16 protein-coding genes and 2 tRNA genes are annotated in these 18297 nt (G+C 66.2%); 5 read left to right on the top strand and 13 right to left on the bottom strand.

Going from position 1 to position 18297, the window contains the following annotated elements; genetic code table 11:
• Nucleotides 1–13: 13 nt before the first annotated feature.
• The 10 genes from STHE_RS06425 to STHE_RS17875 all read right to left on the bottom strand — a co-directional run bounded on the left by STHE_RS06425 (nucleotide 14) and on the right by STHE_RS17875 (nucleotide 10824).
• Entirely contained in the window at nucleotides 14–877 is an 864-nt protein-coding gene (locus STHE_RS06425) for an ABC transporter permease (RefSeq protein ID WP_012871760.1), read from the bottom strand.
• Nucleotides 874–1791 (bottom strand): ABC transporter permease, encoded by a 918-nt coding sequence (locus tag STHE_RS06420; RefSeq protein WP_012871759.1) that lies wholly within the window; start codon nucleotides 1789–1791, stop codon nucleotides 874–876. The genes STHE_RS06425 and STHE_RS06420 overlap by 4 nt, the downstream gene beginning before the upstream one ends.
• Before the next feature lie 29 nt (nucleotides 1792–1820).
• A complete protein-coding gene (locus tag STHE_RS06415; RefSeq protein WP_012871758.1) occupies nucleotides 1821–2921 on the bottom strand; it encodes an ABC transporter ATP-binding protein in 1101 nt (366 codons plus the stop codon).
• Between the two features lie 309 nt (nucleotides 2922–3230).
• Nucleotides 3231–4385 carry a DmpA family aminopeptidase gene (locus STHE_RS06410; protein WP_012871757.1) on the bottom strand — a complete coding sequence of 385 codons (1155 nt, stop codon included), beginning with the start codon at nucleotides 4383–4385 and terminating at the stop codon, nucleotides 3231–3233.
• A 227-nt stretch (nucleotides 4386–4612) separates the two neighbouring features.
• Nucleotides 4613–5020 carry a hypothetical protein gene (locus tag STHE_RS18725; RefSeq protein ID WP_012871756.1) on the bottom strand — a complete coding sequence of 136 codons (408 nt, stop codon included), beginning with the start codon at nucleotides 5018–5020 and terminating at the stop codon, nucleotides 4613–4615.
• 682 nt (nucleotides 5021–5702) lie between these two features.
• Nucleotides 5703–7103 (bottom strand): FAD-binding oxidoreductase, encoded by a 1401-nt coding sequence (locus STHE_RS06400; protein WP_012871755.1) that lies wholly within the window; start codon nucleotides 7101–7103, stop codon nucleotides 5703–5705.
• Nucleotides 7104–7451: 348 nt separating this feature from the next.
• Complete coding sequence (locus STHE_RS06395; RefSeq protein ID WP_012871754.1) at nucleotides 7452–7811, bottom strand: hypothetical protein; 360 nt, start codon at nucleotides 7809–7811, stop codon at nucleotides 7452–7454.
• A 43-nt stretch (nucleotides 7812–7854) separates the two neighbouring features.
• Nucleotides 7855–8070, bottom strand: a complete 216-nt coding sequence (locus STHE_RS06390) for a hypothetical protein (protein ID WP_012871753.1) — start codon at nucleotides 8068–8070, stop codon at nucleotides 7855–7857.
• 415 nt (nucleotides 8071–8485) lie between these two features.
• Complete coding sequence (locus STHE_RS06385; RefSeq protein WP_012871752.1) at nucleotides 8486–9145, bottom strand: response regulator transcription factor; 660 nt, start codon at nucleotides 9143–9145, stop codon at nucleotides 8486–8488.
• Nucleotides 9146–9159: 14 nt separating this feature from the next.
• Complete coding sequence (locus tag STHE_RS17875) at nucleotides 9160–10824, bottom strand: sensor histidine kinase (protein ID WP_052295270.1); 1665 nt, start codon at nucleotides 10822–10824, stop codon at nucleotides 9160–9162.
• A 451-nt stretch (nucleotides 10825–11275) separates the two neighbouring features.
• Between STHE_RS17875 and STHE_RS06375 the strand changes: the two genes are divergently transcribed.
• A complete protein-coding gene (locus STHE_RS06375; RefSeq protein ID WP_012871750.1) occupies nucleotides 11276–12019 on the top strand; it encodes a hypothetical protein in 744 nt (247 codons plus the stop codon).
• A gap of 82 nt (nucleotides 12020–12101) precedes the next feature.
• Nucleotides 12102–13505, top strand: a complete 1404-nt coding sequence (locus tag STHE_RS06370) for an FAD-binding oxidoreductase (RefSeq protein ID WP_012871749.1) — start codon at nucleotides 12102–12104, stop codon at nucleotides 13503–13505.
• Between the two features lie 114 nt (nucleotides 13506–13619).
• On the opposite strand, the gene STHE_RS06365 is transcribed toward STHE_RS06370, so the two are convergent.
• Nucleotides 13620–14921, bottom strand: a complete 1302-nt coding sequence (locus STHE_RS06365) for an alpha/beta fold hydrolase (RefSeq protein ID WP_012871748.1) — start codon at nucleotides 14919–14921, stop codon at nucleotides 13620–13622.
• Nucleotides 14922–15215: 294 nt separating this feature from the next.
• Here STHE_RS06365 and STHE_RS06360 point away from each other — a divergent pair, with 294 nt between their 5' ends.
• The 3 genes from STHE_RS06360 to STHE_RS06350 all read left to right on the top strand — a co-directional run bounded on the left by STHE_RS06360 (nucleotide 15216) and on the right by STHE_RS06350 (nucleotide 17988).
• Complete coding sequence (locus STHE_RS06360) at nucleotides 15216–15644, top strand: DUF6325 family protein (RefSeq protein ID WP_012871747.1); 429 nt, start codon at nucleotides 15216–15218, stop codon at nucleotides 15642–15644.
• A gap of 42 nt (nucleotides 15645–15686) precedes the next feature.
• Nucleotides 15687–16058: an SHOCT domain-containing protein gene (locus STHE_RS06355; RefSeq protein WP_012871746.1), complete on the top strand. Its 372-nt coding sequence runs from the start codon at nucleotides 15687–15689 to the stop codon at nucleotides 16056–16058.
• 1093 nt (nucleotides 16059–17151) lie between these two features.
• The gene (locus STHE_RS06350; protein ID WP_012871745.1) at nucleotides 17152–17988 is read left to right on the top strand and encodes a hypothetical protein; all 837 of its coding nucleotides are present in this window, start codon (nucleotides 17152–17154) and stop codon (nucleotides 17986–17988) included.
• 121 nt (nucleotides 17989–18109) lie between these two features.
• Here the strand turns inward: STHE_RS06350 and STHE_RS06345 are convergent.
• A tRNA-Gly gene (locus STHE_RS06345) sits at nucleotides 18110–18182 on the bottom strand.
• A 5-nt stretch (nucleotides 18183–18187) separates the two neighbouring features.
• Nucleotides 18188–18260: transfer RNA gene (locus STHE_RS06340), tRNA-Pro, on the bottom strand.
• Between the last annotated feature and the right edge of the window lie 37 nt (nucleotides 18261–18297).

The raw sequence follows: 18297 nt of genomic DNA, 5'->3' as shown, positions 1-18297 counted from the left end.
CTCCTCCTCTAGGTCACCGTTTCCGCTGCAAAAGTGTCGAACCGAGCACCAGCGCGATCGAGGCCAGGAGCAAGACGGTTGAGATGGCGTTCACCTCGGGCGTGACCCCGCGCCGGACGCGACCGTAGATCTCGAGCGGGAGGGTGGTCGATCCTACCCCGGCGGTGAAGAACGTGATAACGAAGTCATCGATTGAGAGCGTGAAGGCGAGCAACGCGCCCGCCAGGATGCCGGGCATCAGCAGGGGTAGCGTGACGCGCCGGAACGTCTGCCATTCGTTCGCACCGAGGTCCTTCGCTGCCTCCTCCAGTCGCCGGTCAAAGTCCGCGAGGCGCGCGCGCACGACGACCGCGACGAACGGGAAGGAGAAGGCGATGTGCGCAACCGTGATCGTTCCGAGTCCGAAGTTGAGCTGGATCTTCGTCCATTGCTCCAGCAGGCCGAAGCCGAAGTTGAAGAACACCAGCAAGGCGATGGCCATCACGATCTCGGGCACGATGATGGGGAGGTACATCGCGCCCTCGAAGGCGGTGCGTCCACGGAAGCGGTAGCGGTCCAGCGCGAGCGCGGTGAGGGTGCCGATCACCGTCGAAACCGCGGTGGAGATGACCGCGATGATGGCGCTGTTCTTGGCCGCGTTGATCGTCTTCGCGTCCTGGACCATTTGGGCGTACCAGTCGAACGTGAAGCCGGTCCAGACCGTCTGCTGCCGGGCAGCGTTGAAGCTGAAGATCACCAGGATCAGGATGGGTGCGTACAGGAAGATGAAGGTCAGGGCGAGGTGGGACTGGAGCACGATCGGTCCCAGCCGGATCCGGCGTGGGCGCGCGGCAGCCGTCTGCGCGGCCTTCTCCAGTGCGGGCGCTGACGTGGTCATACCGTGCGCTCCCCTCCGCTGCGGAAGTAGATGAGCGTCGAGGCCAGCACGATGGCCATCAACACGAAGGAGATGGCCGAGCCGAAGGGCCAGTGCCGTGCCGTGAGGAATTGCTGCTGGATCAGGTTGCCGATCATGACGACCTTTCCGCCGCCGAGCAGGTCCGGGGTGACGAAAGCGCCGACCGTCGGGATAAAGACCAGAATCGAACCAGCGACCACACCCGGCATCGTCAAGGGAAGCATGACCCGCAGGAAGACGCGCCGCGTGCTGGCGCCGAGGTCCTGGGCCGCCTCGACCAGCGAGAAGTCGAACTTCTCGATCGACGCGTAGAGGGGCAGGATCATGAACGGCAGGTAGCCGTAGACCAGACCGAGGACGACCGCACCCGGGGTGTAGAGCAGGTTGAGTGGCTGGTCAATAAGGCCGATGCTGCGGAGGAAGCTATTGATCAACCCCTCCGAGCGGAGCAGCAGCATGATGGCGTAGGTCCGCACCAGGAAGTTAGTCCAGAAGGGGACCATGACCAGGATAAGCAAGCCGTTACGCCAGCGCCGCGGGGCCCGGCTCATCACGTAGGCGAAGGGGTACCCGATGACGAGGCAGATCACGGTGGTCAGCACCGCGATCAAGAGCGAGAAGAGGAACACTTTGACATAGAGCCAGTCGGCGAACTGGCGGTAGTTTTCGAGCGTCAGGGTCCACTTAATGGTGCCGTAGGCTCCCCGTGTGGCGAAGCTATAGGCAAAGACGACGGCTAGTGGGAGGAGGAAGAAGACGATCAGCCAGAACGCTCCCGGCCCCAGGAGCCCGCCGAGCTGGAGACCCGTGCGTGTGCGAATAGCTCGCAGCAGACGGGCGGGCAACCCGCCAGGTTCTTCGGCCGGAGCCTCAACCCGATCAGCGATCGCCATGGCCGCTCCCTACGCTATACTCGCGCCCACTAGGATGTCAGCACGAGGGTGTGCTCGGGAGCCCACGAGACGGCAACCTCCGCGCCGTGGGCCAGTCCGCCGCGTCCGTCTGCTCCAGTGCTGCGGTTCTGCAACCGCGCACGAACGGTCACTCGGTCGGACAACCGGACGAGGTAATAGGTGTCGGTACCGATGTAGACGACTTCCTCCACCCGCCCTCCGTGATGGCCGTTTACGCCGACCTGCCCAGACCCCGGTTGAACGTGAATCTTCTCCGGCCGCACCGCGAGCGTCACCCACTCGCCCGGGGAAACTGCGGGACCGCCCGGGGCGACGACGGGGAACGAGTCGTCCACCACGACCACCACGCGGTCTGGCGCCACCTCGGTGACGCGGCCCTCCAAGAAGTTCGACTCGCCGATGAAATCCGCGACGAAGCGGCAGTTCGGCCGCTCATAGATCTCCTCGGGCGTACCGATCTGGAGGACCTTCCCCTCGTTCATGACCGCGATGCGGTCCGACATCGTCAGCGCTTCCTCCTGGTCGTGGGTTACGTAGATGAAGGTGATGCCGACGGAAGTCTGGAGATGCTTCAGTTCCAGTTGCATTTCCTTGCGCAGCTTCAGGTCGAGTGCGCCGAGCGGTTCGTCGAGTAGGAGGACTCCGGGCTGGTTGATCAGCGCTCGAGCCAGCGCGACGCGCTGCTGCTGCCCGCCTGAGAGTTGTAACGGCCGCCGCTCGCCGTAGCCCTCCAGCCGTACGAGGCGGAGCGCCTGCTCGACGCGGCGCTGGCGCTCAGCCTTCGGGACGCCTTTCATCTCCAGGCCGAAGGCGATGTTCTCGGCCACCGTCATGTGCGGGAACAGCGCGTAGTTCTGGAAGACGGTGTTAACGTTGCGTTGAAAGGGAGGCGTCGCGCCCATCGGCTGACCCTGGATGAAGACCTCACCGGAGGTCGGGTGTTCGAAGCCTGCGATCATGCGCAGGGTGGTCGTCTTGCCGCAGCCGGAAGGGCCGAGGAGGGAAAAGAACTCGCCGCGTTCGATCTCAAGTGACACGTTGTCGACGGCGATGACGTCGTCGAATTTCTTGGTGACGTGCCGAAGTTCCACATCGACCGACCGCCCCACCAGGACTCCTCCCTCTCGCCCCACTGATGCTCTGGTTCTCCGCGAGAGCCATGGACGCGGGCGCAGTGCCCGTCACCCGCGGAAACCCCCATGGCTCACACAGGTCAGTGGGTTCGACCACGACACGGCTCTCCAAGAGCCGAGTCGGAAGCGCCGGCTGCCGAGCGTCCCTCTCCGCCGGCGAGGAAAACCCACAAGCGACGGTGTATGACTGAACCGCTGTTACGCGGTGGCAATGATACGAAGGGGTGCGGGGGGTGTCAAGCTCCGCAATTCCCTCGACGGTGTCGACGCAGGCCGGTTGCCGCCCTACCTGGTCGACCGCAGTCGTCCGTAGCGGGCCATGACCTCCTGCAAGCGATCATGTGGGATGGCGTACGCCGTGTTGCCGTTCCGCCCGGTCATGGTCTCCGCGGCGACGAGAGCGTTGAGCACGGCTTCCTCGGTCGCTTCGATGGTCGCCTGGAAGAGGATGTCCATGCGGGTGTCCGCCAGACGGGCGCTAGGTAGGATGACGCGGTCGTCGCCGCGTTCGACGCGGTTCTCCGGTGCGTTGGAGAACGCAAGCAGCAGGTCGCCAGACGTGTTGCGCGCGGTGGCGCCGACGCGGGCCAGGCCCAGCATGCCCCGGCGGCAGAGCCGGCCGAGTTGCCGGTCGGAGAGCGGCGCGTCGGTGGCGATGACGACGATCACCGAGCCATCCGTCTCCGGCGCAGCAGCAATTTCCCCAGGTGTTGGCAGCAGGTCCGTGATCTCCAAACCGACCGGCACGCCGTCCACCAACAGGTCTTCGCGTGCGCCGAAGTTACCCTGGACCAGCACGCCGACGGTGAACCGGTGGTTGTCGATCTCCACCACGCGCGAGGCCGTGCCGGTGCCGCCCTTGAACCCGAACAGCAGCATCCCCGTCCCGCCGCCGACGTTGCCCTCGGCGACCGGCCCCTCGGCTGCCGAGTCGAGTGCCGCGAAGACGTGCGCCTCGGTCACATGCTGGGCGGCGCCGTCATTGAGGAACCCGTCGAACGTCTCGGCAACGACCGGGATGACGAAGTGCTCACGGCCGATCGTCGGTGTCCGGCGGCCCAGCCACTCGACGCAGGCGCGGTGGGCAACCCCGACGGAGTGGGTGTTGGTGATGAGGATCGGCGTCTCGAGCAACCCGTACTCGTCGACCTGGGACCGGCCGGTGATCTCACCGGCGCCGTTGAGGACGGCGATGGCAGCCGGGACCATCGAGGCGAAGGCGGAGCCTTCGTGCGGGTGGACGGCCGTCACCCCCGTTCGCGCCGGGCCGTGGCCCGGCCGCAGCGGCCCGTCGCCGTGGATGACGGTGGCGTGGCCGACCCGCACGCCCGGGACATCGGTGATGGCGTTGAGCGGGCCCGGCGGCAGCGTCCCGATGACAATCCCGAGATCCCGTAATCGGGGTCGCAAGCCGCGATTGGTCGCGATCGTGTCACCCATCCCTCAGCCCTCTCTGCTCCAACGCATCGTAGTTAGTTTATCGTGGTTGCTGTCGGGGGATGTTGCGGGTGAACGTGGTTCACCAGTCATGCCCCTCTTCGGGCGGGGCAGGTACTTGAATAGTGATGTTGGCGACTCGCTAACTGGTAGCGGACGAGGTCCATTGGGTCGCCGAGGCTGTCCCAGGTGGGATGACTCATCGGATCCGCGTCCAAGTAGCGGGGATCCTAGTCCTCCATGGGGTCGATATCGAGGTTGTTGTACTCCCACCACCGTTCGAACGCCTCGAGAGCCCACTCCCCCAGGTCGTCCTCGAGTTGGTAGCGGATGAAATCCATCGAGTCGCCGGGGCTGTCCCAGGTGGGATGACTGAGCGGATCCGCGTCCAGGTAGCGGGGATCCAATTCCTCAAACATGGGGTCGATATCGAGGTTGTTGTACTCCCACTGGCGGAGCTCCTGCTCCTCTCTCCATTCGAACGCCTCGGTATCCCACTCCCACAGGTCGTCCTCGAGAGCGCTCATGAACTCATCAGCATCATCGTCGGCCTGAGCGTCGTATTCGTCCAAATCATCGTCGGCCCGAAAATCATAATCGACCCAATCGTCATCGGGCTCGTGGTCATCCAGACCCATCCGTGCCCACCAGTCCACGCGGAAGGCAAGATCTTGCCATGAGGCGTAGGAAAGCGGGAAACGAGGATCGTCGACGCGGCTGTGCCTCCTGTCGATGAGGGCAGCAAGATGTCGCCACGACTCCTGCGAGAGCGGACGACGCGGGTCGTCCAACGCGGACCAGCGAGAGTCAACCCGTCTAGCCAGATCCTCCCACGAGTCGGGAGGTAACGGCTGGCTGTCTGTGTTCGCGAGGCGCCTGACCATGGCGCGTGGGCTCCCTTCTGCGCATTTCGCCAGTTGTCCCGAGGCGAAACCGGCTTGAGTAAGTCATTCGGATCGATAGAGGCAGTGCCACGCGCTTCGATACTACATGAGCACGCCCGTTTCCTACAATGGGTCGTGCCAACTACTCATTGAGTCATAGAGTTGATGAAGCGAAAGTGGATTGGACGTCCAAGGCGTTCGGTGTGATCTTGCCAGCCGCCACGCTGCATCACCTGCTTCCTTCCGCTCGCACGGCGGTCCTCAATCATGTCCTCAAGTGCTCGGGACGCGGCCGCGTATCAACGTTCAAACGCGCCGTGCTCAACGTCAACGCGCGATGCTGACGTCCTGTAACGTCCCCTCATCTGGTGGTCACCGCACCCTCCTGCCGCCGGGCGTGACACCATCGGTGCCGGCCCGGCATCGGCAGCACGGCTCAGGCAGCCGCCGTGCGCGCCTCGAGATCGGCGCGCGGTGGGATGTTCTGGTTCAGCCGGAAGAGGTTCGTCGGGTCGTAGCGGCCCTTGATGGCTGCCAGCCGCTCCCACGTCGGGCTCGGGTAGGCGCGACGAACGCCCTCCTCGCCCTCGTCGCTCAGGAAGTTGACGTAGGCGCCCTGGTCGTCCTGGCGCAGCGCCGTGGCGAAGGCATCGATCCACGCCTCACGCCGCGCCCGGTCGTCAGGCCCCTGATAGAAGCTGGCGAGGTTGGCCATGATCCGGCTGGACCGATGGGCGAACGCGGTTGCGTCGGATGGCACCCGCGCCATCGCACCGCCGAGCACTCGGAGCTGCGTCACGCGCATCGGCGCGTCCGACGCCTCCAGATGGTCGATGATGGTCTGCGCCACGCCGGTGTCCAACGTGTCCAGGAACATCGTGCGTGTCACAGCCAGTGGCCGGTACTCGCCCTCCTCGGGCGGGTACATGTCCGGGTAACGTCCCGGTCGCAGCATGTCCGCGATCGGTGTGGCGAGCTTCCGGAACGGCTCTACGGTCCGGAGGCCCGCTTCGACATCACCGGCGTGGGACATCAAGGCCAACAGCACGAGCTTGCCGTGCAGTTCGGCCGGTAGGAACGGCATCGGTGGGGCCGTCATGACGTTGGCGATGGTCGACAGCTCCTCCGGCGCCTCATCAGCCAGCGCGATGAACCCGGCGATGACCTCGGGCGTTGCCGGCAGCATCAGCATCCCGCCGACGATGGTATCGACCGGGTGGAGCCGGTAGGTGAACCGGGTCACCACGCCGAAGTTTCCGCCACCGCCGCGGATGGCCCAGAACAGGTCTGGTTCATGCTCGACATCCACGTGGCGGAGTTCGCCGTCGGCGGTCACGATCTCGGCGGCAATCAGGTTGTCGATCGTCAGACCGTGCTGGCGCACCAGATAGCCGATCCCGCCGCCGAGGGTGATCCCGCTGATCCCGACCGAGGCGGTATCGCCGAAGCCAGTGGCCAGGCCGTACTCGGCGGCCGCGGTCGTGTACTCGCCCGCGGTCAGCCCACCTTCGGCCGAGGCGATTCTGCGCACGGGGTCGATCGCCAGTCCCTTCAGTTCTCGAAGGTCGAGGACGATCCCGCCGTCGGTGGTGCTGTGGCCGGCCATGCTGTGGCCACCGTTCCGGATCGCGAGTTCCAGCCCGGTCTCCCGAGCCAGGGTGACGACCCGGCGGACGTCCTCAACGTCTGCTGCGCGGACGATGGCCGCTGGTCGGCGGTCGTCGAAAACCGCGGAGACGGTGAAGCGCGTCGGGTCGTAGTCGACGTCCTGGGGCACGATGACGCGACCGCGGACGGCGTCGCGCAGCGCCGGAATCGAAAGGTTCGTAGCGGTCATGTGACCCTCCTTCTCGGGACTTTTGCGCCTTCTTCGGAAGGCGCCCGTCCGGCATCACCCGCGTTCGTCGATAGGCCCTGAGCCTTGAGCGCCGGGCGCGTTCTGCCATCGACTGTCCAGGCAGGAGGCTCGAGGTCACGTCGGCAGGGGTGCGCGTGACCAACGGGACAGGTGTGGCCTGACCGGGCAGGCGTTGATGGTGCGATTACCAGTGCGCGACAGGGCGGATTGCGTGAACCTGGCGCGTCCGAGCGTGGGGTGCTGCTGTCGGGGCGGCAGTGAAGACGAATGTAGCCGTGGTCATCGGGGGGAAGAAGGCGGCGGGCGCTCGCGCCCGCCGCCTACGGCTCAATCTTCCTGCCGCGCCAGATCCGCCACCAGCACCGAAGGCGTCAACTGCACCGCCTCGCTGCGGCTCAGCGTGTACTCGTAGCTACGGGTCTGGAGGGTCATCGCCATTGGCTCCGGACCGACCTCCTCGGTCCAGGCGACCAGTAGGCGAACTCTGTCCTCCCGGTCGATGAACCAGCTCAGCGAGATGTCGAATTCCGCCAGCGCCCGGTGCATCGCCGCGAGCGTCTCACGGAGCTGGGCGTCATCGGTGCCGTCCACTGCCCGCGGTGCCTGCTCGCGCTCGAGGTCGACATCGAGGTAGGTGAGGATCTGTGCGAGCTGCTCGTCGAACCGCGTGTTGGTTCGCGTTGTCATCACATGCTCCATTATCCGCGGCCACATTGGGCCGCATCGGCCATCATCCGGTCCGGGACAGGCGGGTCGCAACCCGACGACGGCTCGCGACGCTCCGCGAGCAATCGCCAGGGGTGACCCAGCGAAGGGAGGTGATAGAAGGGCGCACAAGAACGTTCGCGCGCTCCGGTCCGGGCACCGTCTCGTCGCTGGCGCGCCGCTCGTCCGGATCGTCGTAGTGGTGCGGGATGCGCCCGCCGTAGAGCATCACCGTCGGCACGTTGCCTCCTTTCCTGGGACGGGGTTCGTGACGGCGCGTCCAGCGCCGCCGTCACTCTCCGAGCACCTGTGGCAACCGGCGGGCTGATCCGGCGATCGAGACGGGTCGGCTGGTCGCCGGTCGCAGGGAACGCCCATCCGGCCCTGCCGGTTGACCGGTTGCGACCCACCGCCGGGGCCTTGGAAGGACAGGTCGGGAGCCTCCAGGTCAGACGTCGATCGCTCCCGCCGTCTTTCTTCGGCCGCACCCGGTGGTGCGTCGGCGAGGACGATGATGGCTGACCGGAGCGCTGGGAGCGTCCTCGAATTCGTTGGTTTGATGCTCGGTGGAATTGGGGATTGGGGTGTGGGTGGTCGGCGATTCGGCCACCGGTGCAACGCAACCGAGAGGTTTGGGGATGCTCGCTTGGGAAAGCCTAGCCGAGCGTCACCAGGTTGTGGCGAGCCGCAACGACGACCGCCTGCAGCCGCGAGTTCGCGTCGAGCTTGCCGAGGATCGCGGTGATGTGGGTCCGCACGGTCGCAGGGCTGATGTAGAGCCGCTCCGCGATCTCTTTGTCGCTCAGTCCATCGGCCAGCGCCTGGAGGACTTCCCGCTCGCGGTCGGTCAGCGGCTCGAACGCTTGCCGGGCTTCGCGCTCGCGGCGGCGTTCCTGGTCCACGAATCGGAGCGCTTCGACGACTTCGGCGACGGTGAGCAGTTGCTCTCCGGCGTTGAGCCGCCGGACGGCGTCGACCACGTCCCCGACCGGGACTGACTTGTGGAGGATTCCCGCCGCCCCGGAAGCGACCGCTCTCGCCAGCCGCTCGTGGTCGGAGAAGTAGGTCAGGACCAGCGAGTGGGCGTCGGGGCGGGACTCGCGTAGCTCGGGGATGAGTTCCTCCCCTGAGCCGTCGGGCAGGCCAAGATCCACGACCGCCACGTCCACGCACAGATCGGGGGCATCAAGTACCTGACGGGCTTCGGCCAGTGAGCCGGCCTGCGCCACCACGGTCAGGTCCGGCTCCTGCTCCAGCATGAAGGCCAGCGGCTCACGTGTTGAGGCATGGTCGTCGATCAGCATGACGTGGATCATCGCCCTGGCCTCTCCTACGTCCCGGCGACCCCCGTCAGTTCGAACGCGAAGGTCGAGCCGGCGCCTGGACTGGATTGCACCGTGATATCCGAGCCGTGGGCGCGCACGATCCGCCGGGCAAGGTACAGGCCCAATCCGACGCCGGCGGCCGATCCCGCATGCCCGTTTCGACCCCGGGCGAACTTGTCGAAGATTCGCTCGAGGTCATCGGGGTGGATCCCCGGTCCGTGGTCGGACACTTCGACGCGGACGCGTCCCCCGTACGCCGCGGCAACGCGCAGCTCGATCGGGCTCTCAGGAGGCGAATACCTGGCCGCGTTGCAGAGGAGGTTGCGCAGGACCTGTCCGATCCGCTCGCGATCGGCCAGGACCAACTCATCGCCTGCGAGGCCGTCGAGGGAGACCCCGAGGGGTGCTCGACCTTCTGGATGGGCCTCGGAGTGCGCAACGGCGATTTCGACAAGGGAGCTGACGGGGATCGGGTGCGGGTCGACCCGAAAGTCGTCGCGCTCGACCGTCGCCATCGCCTGGACATCGGCGACCAGGGTATCCAGCGCATCCGTCTCCCGGAGGATCGAGGCGAGGGTGCGGTTGCGGAGTTCCGGGTTGACGCCGTCCCGGGCGAGCAGCTCGGTCAGCCGCCGAATGGCGGAGAGCGGGTAGCCGAGCTCGTGCGCGACCATGGCGGTGAAATCGGCCTTGAGTCGCGTCAGCTCCTCCAGGCGCCGGGCGCGCTCGCGCTCGGAGGCCAGCAGCCGTGCGCGCTCCGCCGCAAGGCGCTTTAGCTCCAGCGCGCCACCGGCGACGATCACTGCCGCCATCGTCAGGCGCAGGACGTCTGCGGTGTTGAGGAGCGCCGAGTTGCCGTAGGCAGAAGGCCAGAGCGAATCGTGCAACTCCGAGCCGGCCAGCAGGATGATCCCCAGGGGCACCCAACCCCCGATCTCGCCACGCCGATAGCGCCAGAGGGAACCGACGCCCGCGACGACGGCGAGCCCGAAGGGCACGGCCGCGACTGCCCAATGCCAGCCGGTCAGCCAAGTCATCGGCGCGATGCCACGCCGAGCGGCCTCATCAAGGCTACCGATCATGACCAGCGGGGGGACCAGTCCCCACCGGCTTAGCGCCACGTACCCGACCACGCACGCTGCGGTGACGAGTGCGACACCAACGGCGGACCGTACGGTGAAGCGTGGCGGCTCACGGGACACTAACCCGATGACGAAGAGGGCGGCCGCGAGCGCCCGCACGAGGATCATCTCGTAGAGGGCTTGGTCCAGGCTGGTCTCCTCGACCAGGATCGGCTCGATGTACCCGAACGCGAACTGACCCAGCCCGAGGACGACGAACCCCGCGGCCAGCCACCGCAGGCGCGCGCCCACACCGTCGGCGACGATTAACACCAGGACCAGGGCCGCGAAGAGCCGGGCGAGAGAGATCGCCGCTTCCATGCCCCCGAGGAGGCCGTTGGGGACGAACGTCGCGAACCCGACCCAGCCGCTCGCCAGGTTCACCACCACCCAGGCGATCATCACAAAGGAGAGCAGGGCGGCCGCGAGCGGGATCCAGTGGCTCGGTGTGATGGTGCGGGGTAGGGCTTGTTCGGCAGCCGTCGCAGTACCGGGCGACGCCGCCGGGATCTGGAGGGGACTACTCAGCGCGTCGGTCGTGTCCCTCACGCTTCGATGGGTATCGCGAGCCTCCAGTTGATAAGTCATGTTCTCGGCAACCCGAAGCGTTATCGTCTGACCAATCGCGAACTATACCACCGAATCATATGCGCAACAACCCGGTGACGATTCTTTCAGGGGTCGCTGGACGGTTGCCCCAGGAGTCAGCGGCCGGCCTTCGTTCGGGCGCTGTGCCGCCGCGACCGGGTTCCTTGCCCCTTCATCGAAATCGAGGAGGGAACAACGGTCGGTAATGCCGACGTTGACCGCGCCCTACCCGCCTATCCTCGGGATCGTCCCTCACACGTGGTGAGAGACGCGAACGATTCGGCGCCTTCGGATCGACGAAGGAGAGGTAGGAATGTAGACAGTTCGCAACCTCCGCACGTCGCTGCTCCTGTTCATCGCCGTCGGGGTCGGCGTCCTCTTGCTGGGCTGCCGGTCCACATCGGCGGAGTCGGTGGAAGTCATTGAGGTGGGCGCGGGCGAGTTCACCTTCAGCGCTCCGCAGACGGTCCAGGCAGGCCGGGTCACGCTCCGCCTGACCAACTACGGCCAGGAGCCGCACCACGCCCAGTTGATCCGGCTGAACGACGGTGTGAGCTACGACCAGTTCGCCACCGCGCTGATGGAGAAGGGCGAAGCCGCAGTGCCGGCACTGGCCACGCTGGTCGGCGGTGTCGGGGCGGTCAGCGAGAACGGCAGCGCCGATGTCACGGCGGACCTGACGCCGGGGACCTACGTCCTCGCCTGCTTCGTCCCGAGCGCGGATGGGCAGCCGCACTTCGCCAAGGGGATGATGAAGCCGCTGGTGGTCACCGGCCAGGCCATGCTTGCCTCCCCGCCTGAGTCGAGCGACACCTTTACGATGGCGGACTTCACGTTCGAAATGCCGGATAGCCTTCCGGCCGGCCCGGCAACGTATCGCGTGGTGAACGCCGGGGAACAGCCGCACGAGCTCAACCTGCTGAAGCTGGAGCCGGGCAAGACGCTGGCCGACGTGCAGGCCTGGGAGGCCGCGCCGTCCGGTCCGCCCCCACATCAGGCCATGGGCGGCATCAACGGGATCAGCCCGGGAGGCGAGGGCTACATGGAGCTGAACCTCCCGCCGGGCGACTACATCGCGGTCTGCAAGATCCCCGACCCGGCCAGCGGCGAGGCGCATTCCCATCTCGGGATGATCAAGGGTTTCACCGTTCGCTAGCCACACCCCACGCGGCGCCGGACACGACCGGGGCTCCGCCCTGCCCGGACGTGGGGACTAGCGGCTCGAAAGGACGAGCAGAATGGTACGAGTACATGTCGTAACTCGCGAGCGTCTGAATTCCGGGGCAATCGCCACCCTGCGGGATCGCATCTTTGGCGACCTGATCCTCCCGGATGACCCGCGCTACGATACCGCACGCCGGGTCGTGAATGTGACGGTAGATCGTTACCCCGCGCTGATCGTCCGCGCGGCCGACGCCTACGACGTGATCCAGGGGATCGAATTCGCCCGTGAGCACGACCTGCCGCTGGCGGTTCGGAGCGGCGGCCACAGCGCCTCCGGTCTGAGCACGACTGACGGCGGCGGCGTCGTGGATCTCTCCCGGATGAACGCGATCGACATCGACCCGGAGCGCGCGACGGCCCAGGTGCAGCCCGGCGCGACGTCCGCTGACCTGGCAGGGCACGCGCAGCCCTACGGGCTGGCACTCTCGACCGGCGATTCGGCGACGGTGGGCCTGGGAGGGCTCACGCTCGGTGGTGGCATCGGATGGTTCGTCCGCGCGCACGGTCTCACCATCGACAATCTGCGTGCCGTCGAGGTCGCGACCGCGGATGGCCGCCTCCTGACCGCCTCGGCCGACGAGCACGCCGATCTGTTCTGGGCGTTACGCGGTGGCGGCGGGAACTTCGGCATCGCCACCCGGTTCGAGTTCCAGCTCCGACCGGTGGGCACGGTGCTGGGCGGCGTGCTGATCCTGCCGGCGAGCCGCGAGGTGATCGAAGGCTACCTTGCCTACGCGCCTCAGGCCGACGAGGGGCTGACGACCATCGCCGACCTGATGCGGGTTCCTCCCCTACCGTTCGTCCCGGAAGAGCAGCACGGGGAGCTGGCGTTCGTGGTGATGGTCTGCTTCGTCGGACCAGCCGACGAGGGGCAGCGGGCGCTTGAGCCGCTCCGTGCGCTCGCCACGCCGATCGCGGAGATGGTCGCGCCGCTGCCCTATCCGGAGATGTTCGCCTTCACCGAGGCGGGTACGGTGCCGCATGGGGGCAGCATTCGCGCGGGGTTCGCCGATACGCTTCCTCCGGACGCGATCGACGCCATACTCGACGCGATGGAGAATCAGACGTCTCCGCTCGGTATTGTGCAGCTACGCGGGCTTGGCGGGGCGCTGGCGCGGGTGCCAGCGGACGCTACAGCGTTCGCGCACCGCGACCGCGCGCTCTTCGTCGCCATCGTCAACGTGTGGATGGATCCGGCGGAGGACGCCGCGATGCACCGCGCCTGGGTCACCAACCTGTGGGACGCAGTCTGGCCCGCGGCGTCCGGCACCTACGTGAACTTCCTCGACGATGACGGTGAGGAGCGCATCCATGATGCGTACCCGGACGCAACCTTCCGACGCCTGGCCGACGTCAAGCGCCGGTACGATCCGGACAACCTTTTCCGTCTGAACCAGAACATCCCACCCATGCCCTGATGTTCCTCCTCGGGTGGGGTGCTCCGAAGACCTGTGCGCCCCAGGAGCCAGGTGTCGATGCGGGCGAGCCACCGAACAGTGGCTCGCCCGCTTCACCTTGGGCGCGGCATCTCTCTAGTCGGGCCCCTCATAGCCGGCTGGCTTGCGCGCGTCGTGCAGCGCGTCTCGCGGGGATTCCCCCAGCAGGAAGGCTCGGACGTCGGCCAGGAAACGCTCGGGCTGGTCCTGGTAGGCGTTATGGCCGGCGTCGGTCAGGTAGGCAAGCGTGGCGTTGGGGAGCGTGCGCAGGTAGTCATCGGCCGAGTCCCAGGTCAGGTAGTCGCAGGCACCCTTGATCACCAGCGCAGGAGCGGGCTTGCCCTCCAGCGCGGGGCGGAGCCACGCCCACGGTTGCCTCGGTACCGCGTTCGTGTAGAAGCCCAGGCCGTGCAGCTCATCGCCAAGCGGCTTGCCCCGGCAATGCAGAGAGGGACGGGTGCGGTTGTAGACCCGGTCGTATCGGGCATCCATCTCGGGATCGTCGCCCAGCGCGTGGGCGGCCTGGGGGTTGACCTGAACCAGGCCCCAGATCAGGGTCGCCCGCGGCCAGAGCAAGAGGCGGTAGAGCGCCACCAGCTCCCCCGTCGTCAGCCGGCTCTGGATGTTGTTGCCGCCTGCGGCCGGAAGGGAGTACAGGCCACCAGGGGACGAGAAGATCACCCGCTCCACCGCCTCCGGGTACCGGGCTAGGAACCCGGCGGCAACCACGGCGCCGTAAGAGTGGCCGATCAGGATCAAGCGCTCCGCTCCGATCTGTTGCCGGATCGCCGCGAGATCCTCCACGTCCCGCTCCAGCGTGTAGCCGCGCGGGTCGTCCAGGCGCGTTGATCGGCCGACGCCCAGGGGGTCGTAGACGTAGACGTCGAAGCCGTCCCGGGTGAGCTGGCCGAAGTACTCCAAGTCGCCGCGCATGTCGGCAACGCCTGGTCCGCCGGGGATAAAGACGACAGGGGTGTCACGATGAGCGTCGGCGGCGGCTGGGCGGTACGCGTAGGCGATGCGCGAGCCGGTGGGCAGATCCCAGAACGCCAACCCGTCGACGGGCGCGGGTGGCAGCCGCGGATCTTGAAGCGGCACGAGCATAGTGAGGCAGAAGACGGAGATCCCGGCCAGGGTACCGACCGCGAAGGCGATCCGGCGAGTGCGCTCCCTGCGGTCGCGGGGGAGGCGCCGTGTGGCCAGCCATATCCCTCCCGACGCGACTCCGAGGAAGACCAACAGCCCTGCCGAGAGAAACACGACCGGCGCGGCGATGACCACGGCCGTGGCCAGGAGCGCTCCCAAACCAGCTACCGCGGCCAGCAGCACGATCAAGCTCAAGCCGAGCCAGCGCCAGCGTGTGGTGATCCCGAGCCTCTTTTCGGATGACGCGGCCATTCCGTTCATCCCCACCACGGCAGCACAGCCCACGCACCAGATCGCCCCGCCGGGCGCGCCACACCGATCGCATAAGCAACGCCGTGGCTCCGACCCTGCTGGGCGCCGGCGTGGGGCGGCCGCTCCGCGCCACGCAACCGGCTCGACGCGATGTGCACGGCCACCGAGTCGCACTGATGCCCCCCGCGTTCCGCTATCCCACGCGGTTGAACGACGCCATCATTCATCATCGAGTCGGGCGGAGGCGGGCTCCCGAGATCGACGCGATTCGCACGCGGGCGAAGGAGGTGACACATGTCGTACGGGCCTGTGGACCTGGTCGTCGTCAAGTTCCCGGGGAGCGCATTCGACGGCGGAATCGTGCCCGCGCTGCGCGAGCTGACGGACCGCGGGACGATACGCGTCATCGACATCTTGCTGATGCAGAAGGATGGCGACGGCAACGTGACGACCGCGGAGGTCAGCGAGCTCGAAGGAGACGAGTTTGCCCTCTTCGATCCGCTTACTGACGATGTCCCCGGCCTGCTGTCGACCGAGGATGCCGAGCAGCTAGCCGGCGCGCTCCAGCCGAACGAGTCGGCCGCGTTGATGCTCTTTGAGAACACCTGGGCAACGCGGCTCGTGGACTCGCTTCGGAGCGCCAACAGTGAGTTAGTGCTGTACGAGCACATCCCGCGCGTGGTCATGGAGCAGCTCTACGCGGCACAACCCGAGACGCCGTGACGAGCGTGGAGGCGTACGACGATAGCCGAGGAGGCACAACAGATGATGGGACGGGGAATGGCCGGGCGGCGTGGGCCAGGAGTAGTGCGAACAGCGGCACGCACCGCAGTCATCGCCGGCACCGCGACCGCGACCTCTCGAGCCGTCAGCGGGCGGATGGACGACCGCGCGATGCGCCGTCAGCAAGAGCAGGCGGCGGATGACGCCGCGCTTGATTCACAGGCGCAGATCGACGAGCTCCACTCCCAGCTCGAGGCCTTGCAGGCCCAGCAGGTGCAGGCCGCGGCAACCCCGCCCGCAGCGCCTGCCACCGATCTCATGACCCAGATCCAGCAGCTCGCCCAACTCAAAGAAGCGGGCATGCTCACCGACGACGAATTCCAGGCCGCCAAGGCGAAACTGCTCGCAAGCTGAGGCGGTCCGCCTCCGCGGACAGTGAACATGCGGTGAACCTCGAGGTCACCTTCTTCAGGTGGCCTCGGTCAGGTGGGACGGACGCCCAGCCGAGAGTCTTGCCGTGCGGCAATCCGCCACCCGGTCACGTAGTGTTGGTCCAGCGTCCATGGATCGCCCGACGCCCGGCGTTGTTTCACAGCTCAATGTGTGCGTGCAGGTGAACCGGCGCTGCATGTCGCTCTGGTCAGCCAGGCACGGAGCACGGTTCGTTCCGGCGCTCAACTCCAAGCTTTCCAACGCGATGGTGAGACAGACGGTGTTTGGGCTCAGCCCTGCAATGCCGACGCGCTTGTCCAGATTGCAGTCCCAGATTGGGTACACTGACCACCTATGGACTCTTGACCTGCCAGCCTCGGGGCGCGCCGATGTCGAATCGAACCGTAACGGGAGGAATATCCGCCGACTTTAGGTCGTGCCCCGTCCCTCGCACGTCCACCACCCCGGTCTTGGAAGGAAGGGTGCTGGCGAGCAGTGTGGCATGTGCCGCTTGCCAGCTCTCGGTGGCTCTGCTGAACCCACGTCGGGAGGACCGGGCACCGCGCCGCGAGCCATTCGTTTTCCTGAAAGTGATAACTTTGCCACCGTGATGTCGCCCGTCGCCCCGCGATGAGCACGTTGCATAGGGCACAGGAATGGTGAGGAAAGGGGTATCCGCGTGATACCACGCCGAGGATCAGCGAAGAACCTCGTGATATTCGTGTTCATCGTGGCTGCTGTGACTAACTGTCGGCCGGCTGAACCAGCAGGGATCTCCACTCCGTCAGGTTCACCGCCACCGTCGCCGCGTGTGTCCCCAGCAGAGACGGTGGTCGAACTTCCCCTGGCGTCGCCTACCGTGACACCGACACCGGCCCCGCCACCAGCCGTGGAATGGACCCACTATGTTGATCCCGTGTTGGGGATCGCAATAGATTACCCGACCGCGTGGGTGGTCGCTGAGGCCACCCCAGCGAATCCGCTCATGTTGGCGAGCAGCACACAGGTGTTGGGTGGCGTCTTTCCAGCCGGCAGCAGCGCGGTCACGATTCAGCAGTCGGGACCTCCTTCCCCGATGACAGTCGCCGAACCCATCCAGGTCGGTACTGACGGCTACCCAGGTCTTGTCACAGTTGAGGACCGAAACGTCTACGGTAGCCCGAGCCAAGTGATCACGGTCTCGTACTCGGCGGCCGGTGCAGCGTGGACGATAACGGGCTTTTTCGCCAAAGAGGCCGACGGGTCCGTGCCGCAGGCCTCCCTTTTTTGGGAGATCGTCGCCAGCATCGGTCATGTGCAACCGCCGGAACCCGCCCCACAGCCCCAGCCGATGCCGGAATCGATCCTCTCTCAGGCATACCTCGACCTCCAGGCAGCTATTGTTCTTGCCCTCGAGGAGGTAACCGGCGTTCCATATTCCCCGACCAACCCCGGTGCTCAGCTTTATCTGGAACGCGCTGACCCCATCCGTCACCTCTACCACCTCGTGACATCAGAGGTCGGCTTTTTCAACTCCAACACCATGGGCTTTTATTCGTGGCTCGTCGAGTACATCACATGGTTCCAGTCGGCTGACGGCTATACCTACCTGAACGAATTGGGGGAGCACGCCTACGCCCAAATACGAGCTGCCATTTACGATCCCGAGAGCGATATCGGCCGGCGTGTTCGCGCCATCGAAGCTGGTTCCGACCCGGACTTTATCGCACCAGGGCCGTCTGCCTACTGGGTGTACCTCATGGAGCCCTACTGCGAAGCAGCTCTCGTTGCTGGTGCATTGGCGCGCGACGCCTGCCAAGCTCAGTTCCAGCGCTTGGTCGACAACTATGCCGTTGAGCAGCTTCGCGATCCCTACGCATACTCTGACTTCGGCGCCTTCCTCGCAAGTCAGGCTTATGAACCATTTCAGTGAGTGCGATCGGGCAGAAACAGGTCAGTGGGAGTTCTGGCGTCTGGATGTTGCGATCCAGCAGCCGGCGAGGCTGCCGACTGCGGGCACAAAGAAATCCCCGCCGGGGCGGGGATTCTGGCGGAGCGGGAGACGGGACTCGAACCCGCGACCACCTGCTTGGAAGGCAGGAACTCTACCAACTGAGTTACTCCCGCATCGGTCGGGGTGAGAGGATTCGAACCTCCGACCTCAGCGTCCCAAACGCCGCGCGCTTCCAACTGCGCCACACCCCGAACCGCGCTTCCGCACCGGATAGTATAGCACATCGGT

It is taken from the genome of Sphaerobacter thermophilus DSM 20745 (assembly GCF_000024985.1).
Taxonomy (GTDB): Bacteria; Chloroflexota; Chloroflexia; order Thermomicrobiales; family Thermomicrobiaceae; genus Sphaerobacter; species Sphaerobacter thermophilus.
Note: the sequence above shows the minus strand (reverse complement) of the source record. Positions and strands in the feature narration are given on the sequence as shown.

Coding starts and splice junctions, on each gene's coding strand:
- STHE_RS06410 (WP_012871757.1), bottom strand. CDS start 4,385: ATGGGTGACACGATCGCGACCAATCGCGGCTTGCGACCCCGATTACGG.
- STHE_RS06385 (WP_012871752.1), bottom strand. CDS start 9,145: ATGATCCACGTCATGCTGATCGACGACCATGCCTCAACACGTGAGCCG.
- STHE_RS06395 (WP_012871754.1), bottom strand. CDS start 7,811: ATGACAACGCGAACCAACACGCGGTTCGACGAGCAGCTCGCACAGATC.
- STHE_RS06365 (WP_012871748.1), bottom strand. CDS start 14,921: ATGGCCGCGTCATCCGAAAAGAGGCTCGGGATCACCACACGCTGGCGC.
- STHE_RS06400 (WP_012871755.1), bottom strand. CDS start 7,103: ATGACCGCTACGAACCTTTCGATTCCGGCGCTGCGCGACGCCGTCCGC.
- STHE_RS18725 (WP_012871756.1), bottom strand. CDS start 5,020: ATGGGTCTGGATGACCACGAGCCCGATGACGATTGGGTCGATTATGAT.
- STHE_RS06355 (WP_012871746.1), top strand. CDS start 15,687: ATGATGGGACGGGGAATGGCCGGGCGGCGTGGGCCAGGAGTAGTGCGA.
- STHE_RS06420 (WP_012871759.1), bottom strand. CDS start 1,791: ATGGCGATCGCTGATCGGGTTGAGGCTCCGGCCGAAGAACCTGGCGGG.
- STHE_RS06350 (WP_012871745.1), top strand. CDS start 17,152: ATGACAGTCGCCGAACCCATCCAGGTCGGTACTGACGGCTACCCAGGT.
- STHE_RS06425 (WP_012871760.1), bottom strand. CDS start 877: ATGACCACGTCAGCGCCCGCACTGGAGAAGGCCGCGCAGACGGCTGCC.
- STHE_RS06360 (WP_012871747.1), top strand. CDS start 15,216: ATGTCGTACGGGCCTGTGGACCTGGTCGTCGTCAAGTTCCCGGGGAGC.
- STHE_RS06370 (WP_012871749.1), top strand. CDS start 12,102: ATGGTACGAGTACATGTCGTAACTCGCGAGCGTCTGAATTCCGGGGCA.